Below are 10,983 nucleotides of genomic sequence, written 5' to 3' on the forward strand. Positions count from 1 at the left end.
ATGTATCCGGTGAGTGCGCCCGCCGCGTGCGGGAAAATCCCGCCGGATCGCCGCGCATCATTTTGGTTACGGCCCGCCGCTGCGCCGGCGAGGTGGTCTGGATCGGCACATTGACGGACGTCCGATCCACTTTCGGCGCTATCTGGCCGGGACGACGGCCCCTCCATAGGTCCGGCTGATGTAGTCCTTGATCGTCTGGCTGGTCAGGGCGGCGGCCAAGGCCCTGATGCGCGGGTCGTCGCGATTATCGGCGCGTGTGACGAGGTAGTTCACATACGGGCTGTCGCCGCCTTCCAGCGCGAGAGCGTCGCTGCGCGGATTCAGACGAGCGTCGAGCGCATAGTTTGTGTTGATCACCGCCAGATCGACCTGATCCAGCACGCGCGGCAGGGTGGCGGCCTCCAGTTCGCGGAAGCGGAAGCCGCGCGGATTCCCCGCAATGTCGGCGACCGTCTGCACCGGATCGGCGGCCTTCTTCAAGGTGATGAGGCCGGCGGTCTGCAACAGCAGGAGCGAGCGGCCGGTGTTGGAGGCGTCGTTCGGCAGGGCGATCTCGGCGCCGTTCGGCAGGGCGGCAAGAGCCTTGTACTTGCGGGAATAGGCGCCCAGCGGCTCGACATGGACGCCGGCGACAGTGACCAGGGATGTACCCCGCCCGGCGTTGAACTCGTCCAGATAGGGCTTGGTCTGGAAATAGTTGGCGTCCAGACGCTTCTCGGCCAGTTGGGTGTTAGGCTGAACATAGTCGTTGAAGACGATGATCTGCAGATCGATCCCCTCCGCAGCCAGGATCGGCTTCACCTGTTCAAGGATTTCTGCGTGAGGCACGGCGGTCGCGCCGACCTTCAGCGACCCTTCACTCTGCTGCGCCTGACGGCCGCAGGCGGCCAGGGCGAGAACGAGGGCGGAAGCGAGAAACGCGCGACGCAGCATGGAGAGAACCTTCGACTTAACGGTGGGAGACCCTAGCCACCCAGAGGTCGCCGAGCACTTGCAGAATTTGTACGATCACGAGCAGCAGAACTACGGTCACCGCCATGACGTCGGTTTGGAACCTCTGATAACCGAACCGGATGGCCAGGTCGCCCAGACCGCCCGCCCCCACCACTCCGGCCATGGCCGTATAGCCGACCAGGGCGATGGCGGTGACGGTGGCGCCGGCGATCAGCCCCGGCAGGGCTTCAGGCAGCAGGACACGCCGCACGATCTGCCAGGTCGAGCCGCCCATGGCCTGGGTCGCCTCGATCATGCCGCGCTCGACTTCGCGCAGGGCCGTCTCAACCAGGCGCGCATAGAAGGGCGCCGCCCCAACGACCAGCGGCGGAATGGCGCCGGCCACGCCCAGGGACGTGCCGACCAGCAGCACGGTCACCGGCAGCATGACGATCAGAAGGATGATGAAGGGAACCGAGCGCAGCACATTGACCACGAAGGACAGCAGGGCATGGCCGAGGCGGTTCTCGAGGATACGCCCGCGTCCCGTCGCATAAAGCGCCACGCCCAGCGGCAGGCCCAGGATGACGGTGATGACGAGGGAGGCGAAGAGCATCAGCAGGGTGTCGCTCGCGGCCTCGCCCACGATGGTCCAGTCGATGTTTGATCCGAACATCAGGATACGACCTCCACTTCGACGCCGTCCGCCCGCAGTCGGGCGAGAGCCGTCTGCGGATCGCCGCCCACCAACGAAATCTCGAGTTGGCCATACGGCTGGTCGCGGAACCGACCGATGCGGCCAGCCAGGATGGCGTGATCGACGCCGGTTTCGCGCGAAACCCGGCTCAACACCGGTTCAAAAGTCCGCGCGCCCCGGAACACAAGGCGAGCCACCAAGCCGCCAACCGGAGGCGGGGTCGCCGCATGGCTCTCGCCCTCGGCCAACAGGCTTCGTGTGGCGGCCGTCCGCGGGTTCAGGAAGACATCGGCGGTCGCACCGGTCTCGACGATCCGCCCCGCCTCCATCACCGCCACCCGGTCGCAGACCCGGCGCACCACCTCCATCTCGTGGGTGATCAACACCATGGTCAGGCCCAGATCGCGGTTCAGTTGGTCCAGCAGGGACAGGATGTCTTCGGTCGTCTCGGGATCGAGCGCGCTGGTCGCCTCGTCGCACAGCAGGATGGACGGTTCGCAGGCCAGGGCGCGAGCGATGCCGACCCTCTGCTTTTGACCGCCGGACAACTGCGCCGGATGTTTGCGAGCGTGTTCGGACAGGCCCAGCCGCTCCATCAACTCGTCGACCCGTCTCGCGGTCTCCGCGCGAGAACGCCCCTCCAGCGTAAGAGGCAGGGCGATGTTGTCACGGATGGTGCGGCTGTGCAGCAGGTTGAAATGCTGAAAGATCATGCCGATCCGGCGACGCGCGGCGCGCAGCGCGGCAGGCTTCAGTCCCATCAGGTCGCGATCATCCACCCAGACCCGACCGGCGTCGGGTCGTTCCAGCAGATTGATGGTCCGCACAAGGGTCGATTTGCCGGCCCCGGACCGACCGACGACGCCGAACACCTCGCCCGCCCCCACGGTCAGATCGACGGCGTCCAGAGCCGTTCGCTCTCCGACGGCGCTGCGGAAGCGCCGGGTGACGCCTTCAAGTTGGATCATGGATCGGTCTGACATTGGGGCGTTCTAGTGCGATGCGGCGGGATAAGAGGCAAGGACAATGCGCCTGACGCAAGGCGCTGGCATCGATCAGCGAGGCTATTCCCGCTCGACAGACGTCGGCCGCGACACGCGCCGGACCCTGTCGGTGAGCACCACGAGGATTCGGCTCGCCGTGGTCTTGAACCAGAACGGAAAGACCGCATGAAGAACACAGGCCAGACCCGCCAGCACCATGGGACCGCCGATCGAGACCGCGACCTTGAAGTGCTGCAAATAGGTCTCGCCACGCTCGGCCGGGTGACGGAGGAAGAGCGACAGCAGACGGGCCCTCATAGTTCGTCCGCCACCACGGCGTCGGCGCGGGCCTCTGCGCGCAACCAGCCGATAAAAGCCTGAGCTTCGGAGCGCAGGACGCCCCGTCGCGTGACCAGCCGATAGGCCATGTCTGTCGCCAGATAGCCGTCGGCGAATGGCACCACGAGCCGACCAGACGCCAGATCCTCGGCCACGAAGGCGCGCGGCGCCAGGGCCAGCCCACGCCCGCGCGCGGCGTCCTCGATGGCGAAGGCCGTCTGATCGAAGCGCGGGCCGGCCGCGGCGTCGATGATCCGGTCCAGCCGCCGCGACTTCAGCCAGGCCGCCCAATCCGGCCGCGGCTCCTCCAGCGTTCCTTGTCCGACATGGATCAGCGTATGGTTGGCCAAATCAGCGGGACCGCGCAGGGTCCCCAGCAGAGCGGGACTGCAGACCGGAATCACCCCGGCTTCAATGAGAACTTCGCTTCGCACGCCCGCATAGTCGCCCCGTCCGTAGCGCACGGCGACGTCGGCGCGTCCCCCGGCGATGTCGGCCAGTTTCATGTCCGCCGAGATCCAGATTTCGATCTCTGGGTGTTCGGCCGAGAACCGCGCCATGCGCGGCACCAGCCAGCGCACGGCGAAGGACGGCGGCACGCTGACCGCCAAGGACTGCCGCTGCATCGGCCCATAGACCACATCCGCCGCGCGCTTCAGATGTTCGAAGGCGTCGCGCAAGTCCGGCAGAAGCCGCTCGCCCAGATCGGTCAGGGCGAGCCCCCCGGCCTCGCGACGGATAAGGGGCGCGCCCGCGTGATCCTCGAGCAAACGGACCTGCTGGCTGACGGCCCCCGGCGTAACACCCAATTCCTGAGCGGCCAGCGATACGCTGGACAGCCTGGCCACCGCCTCGAAGGCTTTCAGCGCATTCAGCGGCGGCAGACGCCGGGTGTCGGACGCCGGGTTCATGACACGCTCGATGGCGCCGACACGGTGCGCGCGGGGAGCGGGAAAAGAAAGGGGTTCGCCATGGACGAACCTGTAGAAAAACTACGACCGAATGAGAAGTCTCTAAGCGCTTCCGATCCGACAAAGACCTGGAGTGAAGATCAGCTATCAGCGACAGACCCCTGAAATCAAAAAGACCGCGCCCCGGGATAAAAGGGCGCGGCCTAGTGCGAGAATGTGCGGCTGCGAGGCGCCCACGCCCCCGTCATAGCGCCCGGCCGTCCGTCGTCCATCGCAGAACGATTGCCGCGCCGCCCAGAATTTCTATTCAGAGAAGGGCGCGTCTTGCCCGCCCCAATCGTTCGGCGGCTTCATCCAGCACGGCGTCGCCCTTGGCGAAACACAAGCGCGCCACGGTGCGGGTCACGGGCTCATTCTCGAAAGCGGACAACGGAATGGCCGCGACGCCGAACTCCTCGACGATCCGCCGACAGAAGGCCGTGTCGTCGAGCGCCAGCCCTGACGCCGCCAGGTCCAGACACAGGAAATAGGTGCCCTCGCTGGGCGTGACGACATAGCCCTCGGCTGTCAGGGCCGCCGAAAGCCGGTCGCGCGACCGTCCCAGGCCGGCCCGCATGTCCTCGAACCACGACCGGGGCCAGGTCAGGCCCGCCGCCACGGCGGTCTGAAGATTGGGCGGGGTGGAGAAGGTCAAAAACTGGTGCGCCTTGGCCAAGGGCGCGATCAGGTCGGGCGAACCGCAAGCGAATCCGACCTTCCATCCGGTCAGGCCGAACATCTTGCCTGCCGAGCCAATCTTGACGACCCGGTCCGCCATACCGGGCGCGGCGAGCAGCGGCCGATGAAGCCGCCCGTCGAAGACGACATGCTCCCACACCTCATCGCTGACGACGACCAGATCCCGCCGCACGCAGACGCGGGCCAGGGCCGCGATCTCCTCGGCGTCGAAAACCCGCGCGGCCGGGTTCAGCGGGTTGTTGACAAGCACCATTCGCGTGCGAGGCCCCACCGCCGCCTCCAGCGCGGCCTCGGTCAACCGCCACGCCGGCGGCTGCAGCGTCACGGCCCGCACCACTCCGCCCGCCCGCACGATCAGGGGGCGATAGGCGTCATAGGCCGGCTCCAAGATGATCACCTCGTCGCCGGGCCGGACATTGGCCAGCAAAGTCGCGGCCAGGGCCTCGGTGGCGCCCGAGGTTATGACCACACCGTCCAACGCCAAGTCCACGCCCTGCAGGCGCCGATAATGCTCGACGACAGCCTCGCGCAAAATTGGATCGCCGCGCGACGGCGGATACTGGTTCGACCCGTTCAGCACCGCTTCGGCTGCAAGGCGCCGCAGCGCCTCGGGTCCGGGCGCGTCCGGAAACCCCTGCCCCAGATTGATCGCCCCGTGTTGGCGGGCAAGCCCCGACATGGTCTCGAAGACGGTGACCGGCATGCCGGCGAAGACGGGATGAGCGCTCATGACGTCACCCAAGCCTGTCGTGGACGGGGTGACAAGTCCGGCCCGTCGAAGCAAAGCGACGCTTTAGGTTTCCTGCCGGCCGCTTCAGTCGATCTGGATTGCGAGGCGACCGCCGCGTGCGCCTGATGCCGGGGTGGATACGTCACAGGAGCCCCTCATGTCCGCCAAGCCTTTCGGCCCGTCCCCTCGTTCCAGCGGCGCCGTGTCGTTCGACCGTGTGCGCGTCGCCGTGGCCTGCGCGCCGCGTGGCGGTTGGACGATCCATAAGCCCCGGCGAATCGAGACGACAACCCGCCCGGCCCCATAGACGGTCCGGGCGGCGCGCCTCACCGCCGCTCGGCGGGGGTCAGATAGTTGGACAGGAACAGGGCGTTGATCAGAAGACGCTCGGTGCCCAACCAGTATTTGCGATGAGCCGGATCGTCGGCGAACAGCACGACATTGCCCCGCCCGGCGCGCACCGTCTGGGCCCAGACCGACCCAGCGACTGCGCGGCGCAGACCCTCGGCCAGATAGCCGTTCACGCGCGGCTGATCGTCGATGCGCACGACGTTGGCGAAGGGATCATCGACCGGCCGCAAGACGACGTCCGTCTCCTTGTTCACCACCAGCGACCGGCCGGTCAGACCGAAGGCCAGCGGATGGGTCACGTCCACATCGGCCGACAGGGCGTTGCCGGACGTGCGTTGCTCCGACAGATAGTCGCGCCGATCGGCGAAGCTGAGACGGTCGGCCGGGGTCGCGGCCGCCGGGTCGCCCGCTTCTGGCTTCGGCCCCGTCTTGACCAGTCCCTTGTCGACAGCCCAGGCCGAGGCCGAGCCGTAGGTCACCAGCGACCCGCCACCCTCGACCCAGGCCTTGAGAGCGGCGATGCGCCGATCGCTCCAGTCGTCATAGGAACCGCCGGCCAGGACGATGCTCGTATAATCGTCAAGCGGGACCCCGCCGATCTGCGACGGGTCCAGGCGGGTCGCCGGCCAGGCCAGGCGTTCGCTGAGCGCAAACCAGGTCGAGCCGATCTCGGTCGCATTCACACCCTGCCCCATGATCAAGGCGATCTTCGGCGTGCGAATGCGGCGCACGCTGTCGCTGCCCAGATCGACACCCGAAAGGCTCTGGCCGGTCGCCAGGCTCCAGGCGTCGACGCCGGCCTGACGCGACGCCGCATCGACCAGAGACCTCAGGGTCGCGGCGTCCTTTTCCTGACCTGTCGTGGTCACCACCAGGCTGCCGCGCTCGAAGGTCGTCTCGCCTTCGGCCGTGCGCGCGGTGAAGGGCTGAAAGGCGGCGCGCACCGACACCCCCTGTCGCAGCAGGGCCGACAGGACGGCGGGCGCGTTCAGGTCGCGCCAGTCGATGGCGTAGGCATAGGCCGCCTCCGCCCCTTTCACCCCGCCGACGTGGCGCGGGATCGCCGCGACCTGTTCGCCCAGGGCTGGCGCCCGGCGCGCCCGTCCGACCGCCAGACCATAGGCGTCGGCGATGCCGTAAGAGGTGCTGCCGTAGACGCCGCCCTTCACCTCCGGCGTCGGCTCGAAGATCGAATGGATCAGGCGAAACTGCGGCTGGGCCGAAGGCACGACATAGGCGCTGTCGGGCCGGAAGGTGCGGCCATCCAGGTTCACCGCCGAGGCCAGACGATAGACTCGAATCCGGTGCCGCTGCAGCAGCTCCAGCGTCTGCGCGGTAAGCCCAGGATTGGCGGGATCGCCGAAGACGAAGGCCGCGTGGTCGTGCCTGCGCCCCTGCTCCACCGCCGAGCGGAAGAAGTCGCGTTGAAGGTTGCGCAGATAGTCGCGCTGCTCGACCGCGCCGCGGATGGTGGCCAGGCCGACGGCGGTCTGGTTGCGGATGGTGAAGCGGAACTCCAGCGGGCCGTTGTCGGTGTCCTGCACCAGGCCGCGCGAACTGGCCTGCTCGACCGTGACCCCGACCCCGCCATGGAAGTCGGGGTAGGTCGAACCGTACACCGGGGAGAAATTGTCGAAATTCTCCTTGGTGTAATAGAGCGACCCCAGCCGATCCAGCGCCTGGGCGTGATACCGGGCCAACACCACATTGGCCTCATACGACGCGCGGGGCAGCAGAGGGCTTTCCATGCTGGCCGGCGAGGGCTCGAAATAATAGGTGCTGCCGGCGCCCATCTCGTGAAAGTCGATCTGGACGTTGGGCAGCCACTGGTGGAACACCTCCAGCTTGGCCGCCGTCTCACGCTGGGTGACCGCCAGCCAGTCGCGGTTCAGATCGGTGAAATAGTGGTTGGTCCGGCCTGCCGGGAACGGCTCGACATGCTCCTTGTCGGCGGGGTCGCTGACCGGCGGATTGCTGGCCCAGGCATTGTGCCAGTTGGCGGCGCGGTCGCGACCATCCGGGTTCTGCACCGGATCGATCAGGATGACGGCCTTGTCGAGCCAATCCCGCGTCTCCGCACTTCGCCCCGCAACCAGATAATAGGCCGTAAGCAGCGCCGCCTCCCCGCTGGAGGTCTCGTTGCCGTGGACGCCGTAATAGAGGCCGACCACCACCGGCGCAGTCGCATCCGGCGCCGCTGAGGGATCCGCCAGACGCGCGTGCGCGGCCTTCAGGGTCTCGATCCGGGCCTGATTGGCCTCCGAGGTGACAATAACCTCCAACAGCGGCCGATCCTCATAGGACCGACCAATCTCGCGCACCGTGATCCGGTCGGACAGGCGGTCGAGTTCGCGCAGATACTCGACCACCCGGTCGTGCCGCGTATAGCGCGAGCCGATTGGATAGCCGAGAAACTGCTCCGGGCTGGGGATGGCGGGATCCAGATCCGCAGAAGAGACGGCCGGGAAGTAATAGTCGGACTGGGCCAGGACCGGCGCCGGAACAGCAGACAGGACGACACTGGCCAGAACCACCGAGGCGACGCCGCCCATCAGGGCTTTCAACATGAGAACCTATCAAGAAAAGAATGAGAGACGATCAGAACCGGTAGTCGAAGCCGATACGGAATTGGCGGCCGCGCAGGTCGTACTGGCTGAAGTCGTAGGGCGCACGAATACCGGGGAATGAGCCGTCATAAGGCGGCTGTTCGTCGGCGATGTTCTCGACCTTGAGGTAGAGCTTGGCGTTCTCCAGCCCGGACCAGCCGAGGTAGAGGTCGAACTGATTATAGGCGTCGACGCTGGACTGGCCCGCCACGACCGGAACCAGGTCATAGCCGCTGGTGTAGTACCAGGTCAGATCCGCTTCCAGATCACCCCTGGACCACCCGGCGCGGGTCGTGGCCTTGTCCGCGGGCAGGCTGGCGCCCCGGTTCGTGCCCGCATAGTCGACCAGCGGCCCGCCGACGGTGACCGGACGGCGATAGTCGATGACATGGGTATAGGCCGTCTGCAGGGCGAAATCGCCCCAGCGGTCGGTGCGCCAGCGCTGGCTAAACTCGACATCAACGCCCGAGGTCTTCAGTTCGCTCAGGTTCTGATAGCGGTTGTAAACCGCCACCAGCTTGCCGCGCCCATCACGAACGACATCGGCGGGATTGTTGGCCTGAACGATGCTGGTTGTGTTGTTGGTCCCGACAAGATGGTCCAGCTCGACCCGATACCAGTCCACGCTCAGGATGGTGTCGCGCGTCGGCGTGAACACCACGCCGAAGTTGAAGGACCGCGTCTTTTCCGGCTCCAGATCAGTGTTGCCGACGGTGAAGAAGGTCGGGCTTTGGCGCGAGCCGGGAATGTCGGGATCGAACGGGTCGACGACCGAACCATAGGAGATGTTGGTCGAGGCCGAGTTCTCCGACAGCGAAGGCGCCCGGAAACCCCGCGACGCGGAGGCGCGCACCAAAACGGCGTCATGCGCCCGCCAGCGCAACCCGACCTTGGGCGAGAAGGCCTCGCCGAAGTCGCTGTAATGGTCGCCACGACCCGCGATCTGGACGTCCAGGTTCGACAGCACGGGAACGTTGGCCTCGACATAGACGGCCGCCACATCACGTTCGCCATCCACCGCCGCAATCGCAGGGCGCACCTGAAGGCCTGCGTCGATCTCGCGCGGATTGCGCGATTCCAGAGATTCGTGCCGGTACTCGATCCCCGCCGCATAGCCGATGGGGCCAGCCGGCAACGCCAACACCTCGCCTGAAATCTTGAAGTCCGCCCCATAGAGCGTCGAATCCGCCGGACGCAGGGTGCTCAATCGGATGCCGTCCAGGACGGCCTGCGGCGTCGCGTTTGGCTCCCATAGGTTCAGCGTGCCGTTCGCCAGCGAGTCGGCCAAGGTGAAACGATTGGCGAAACCGGCCGCGACGCGCTCACGTTCGCGGCTGGCGCTGGCGAAGACGGCCACCTCCCAATCGAACCGGTCGCCGGTCCCGCGCAAACCGCCCAATGCGCGATAGGCCTGCGACGTATTGGTCTTCAACGACTGACCCAGGTCGAAGAAGGTGTATTCGATCGGCACGGCGCGGCCATAAGGATTGTAGGGGTTGTTCGCCGGCAGCAGGTTCGACACCGGCTCGGCCAGACCGGTCCGGGCGTTCAGCGCGAACCGCCCGGCCTCCAGCGTGAAATAGGGACTGGAGCCGAAGATCGATGTCCCCTCGATATGGCTGTAGAGCAGTTCGCCGAAGGCCTCGATTCCCGGCGCGACACGGGCGGTCGCATGGACGTAGGCCTGATAGCGGTCGGTCGACGGGATCAGTGTCGTATAGGGCGCCAGATTGATGGCGCAGGTGTTCCCCGCCAGGCCATCGATGGGCGCGCTGGCGGTCAGGACCATGCCCTGCGGGCAGGCGCCCTGGGGATCGACGAACGGAACGGATGCGCCGTTGATAAGGAAGCGCGCGCCCTTGGCGCTCCAGCCGTTCCAGCGGCCGCCGGGGCCGGAATAGACGCCCGACCGGGTCAGATCCCGTTCGTCCTGATCCAGACGCTGGCGGGTATAGGCTTCCAGGCTGACCAGGACATTGAAACCATCGTCCTCCAGATCGCCATAGCCGCCGACGATCTTGCCCTGCCAGGTGTCCAGCCCCCCGGCGTCGGACGTGCCATAACTGCCGCCGACTTCCAGTCCCTGGAAGTCCTGGCGGGTGATGACATTGACCACCCCGGCCACCGCGTCAGAACCATAGACCGCCGAGGCCCCGTCCTTCAGCACCTCAAGCCTCTGGGTTGCGACGATGGGCAGGGCGTTCAGATTGACGAAGGTGTCCGAAAGGCCGCCTGATGGAAAGCCGTAGTTGGCCACCCGGCGGCCGTTCAGCAGCACCAGGGTGTTCTTCTGCGACAGGCCGCGCAAACCGATGCCCGCCGAACCCGAGGCCCAGCCGCTATTGCTGGTCTCGTTCGACGAGTTGCCGGTGTTGGCCGAGATCGAACGCAGCAGATCGGCGACCGTGACCTTGCCGGACGTGTCCAGTTCCTCACGCCCGATGACCTGCACAGGATTTATGCCCTCCGCCGCGGCGCGTCTGATGTTGGATCCAGTGACCACGACATCGGCCACAGTCGCACTTTCAGTGGTCGCCTGAGCGGGAGCAGCGGACTGAGCATGCGCAAGCGCGGGCAAACCTAGGATCGCGGCGCTGGAGAGAAGCGCCGTGGCGTATTTCGACATGTAGAGACTATGTGAGAAGCTGCGGGAGGACCGCGACCTAAGCCGTATTTTCGCCGCAAGCCCTGTGAG

Annotated in this window: 8 protein-coding genes; all 8 read right to left on the bottom strand. The window is 66.4% G+C overall.

Features of this window, described 5'->3' with window-relative positions; genetic code table 11:
- Nucleotides 1–138 precede the first annotated feature (138 nt).
- The 8 genes from KZX42_RS07460 to KZX42_RS07495 all read right to left on the bottom strand — a co-directional run bounded on the left by KZX42_RS07460 (nucleotide 139) and on the right by KZX42_RS07495 (nucleotide 10,803).
- Complete coding sequence (locus tag KZX42_RS07460; protein ID WP_248118522.1) at nucleotides 139–933, bottom strand: MetQ/NlpA family ABC transporter substrate-binding protein; 795 nt, start codon at nucleotides 931–933, stop codon at nucleotides 139–141.
- 16 nt (nucleotides 934–949) lie between these two features.
- Nucleotides 950–1,609: a methionine ABC transporter permease gene (locus tag KZX42_RS07465; RefSeq protein ID WP_248118525.1), complete on the bottom strand. Its 660-nt coding sequence runs from the start codon at nucleotides 1,607–1,609 to the stop codon at nucleotides 950–952.
- Nucleotides 1,609–2,598, bottom strand: coding sequence for an ATP-binding cassette domain-containing protein (locus tag KZX42_RS07470; protein WP_248118527.1), 990 nt, complete (start codon nucleotides 2,596–2,598; stop codon nucleotides 1,609–1,611). Before KZX42_RS07470 ends, KZX42_RS07465 begins: the two co-directional genes overlap by 1 nt.
- A gap of 96 nt (nucleotides 2,599–2,694) precedes the next feature.
- Entirely contained in the window at nucleotides 2,695–2,931 is a 237-nt protein-coding gene (locus KZX42_RS07475; protein ID WP_248118529.1) for a DUF6356 family protein, read from the bottom strand.
- The gene (locus tag KZX42_RS07480) at nucleotides 2,928–3,863 is read right to left on the bottom strand and encodes a LysR substrate-binding domain-containing protein (RefSeq protein WP_248118531.1); all 936 of its coding nucleotides are present in this window, start codon (nucleotides 3,861–3,863) and stop codon (nucleotides 2,928–2,930) included. Before KZX42_RS07480 ends, KZX42_RS07475 begins: the two co-directional genes overlap by 4 nt.
- Before the next feature lie 307 nt (nucleotides 3,864–4,170).
- Complete coding sequence (locus KZX42_RS07485; protein WP_248118532.1) at nucleotides 4,171–5,331, bottom strand: aminotransferase; 1,161 nt, start codon at nucleotides 5,329–5,331, stop codon at nucleotides 4,171–4,173.
- 326 nt (nucleotides 5,332–5,657) lie between these two features.
- Entirely contained in the window at nucleotides 5,658–8,249 is a 2,592-nt protein-coding gene (locus KZX42_RS07490) for a M14 family zinc carboxypeptidase (protein WP_248118535.1), read from the bottom strand.
- Between the two features lie 31 nt (nucleotides 8,250–8,280).
- Nucleotides 8,281–10,803, bottom strand: a complete 2,523-nt coding sequence (locus KZX42_RS07495; RefSeq protein WP_248118537.1) for a TonB-dependent receptor — start codon at nucleotides 10,801–10,803, stop codon at nucleotides 8,281–8,283.
- Nucleotides 10,804–10,983 lie beyond the last annotated feature (180 nt).

It is taken from the genome of Brevundimonas sp. EYE_349 (assembly GCF_023147505.1).
Lineage (GTDB): Bacteria > Pseudomonadota > Alphaproteobacteria > Caulobacterales > Caulobacteraceae > Brevundimonas.

Bases quoted from the DNA above. Each gene is read 5' to 3' on its own strand.
- KZX42_RS07460 (WP_248118522.1), bottom strand. From the start codon at position 933: ATGCTGCGTCGCGCGTTTCTCGCTTCCGCCCTCGTTCTCGCCCTGGCC.
- KZX42_RS07465 (WP_248118525.1), bottom strand. From the start codon at position 1,609: ATGTTCGGATCAAACATCGACTGGACCATCGTGGGCGAGGCCGCGAGC.
- KZX42_RS07470 (WP_248118527.1), bottom strand. From the start codon at position 2,598: ATGATCCAACTTGAAGGCGTCACCCGGCGCTTCCGCAGCGCCGTCGGA.
- KZX42_RS07475 (WP_248118529.1), bottom strand. From the start codon at position 2,931: ATGAGGGCCCGTCTGCTGTCGCTCTTCCTCCGTCACCCGGCCGAGCGT.
- KZX42_RS07480 (WP_248118531.1), bottom strand. From the start codon at position 3,863: ATGAACCCGGCGTCCGACACCCGGCGTCTGCCGCCGCTGAATGCGCTG.
- KZX42_RS07485 (WP_248118532.1), bottom strand. From the start codon at position 5,331: ATGAGCGCTCATCCCGTCTTCGCCGGCATGCCGGTCACCGTCTTCGAG.
- KZX42_RS07490 (WP_248118535.1), bottom strand. From the start codon at position 8,249: ATGTTGAAAGCCCTGATGGGCGGCGTCGCCTCGGTGGTTCTGGCCAGT.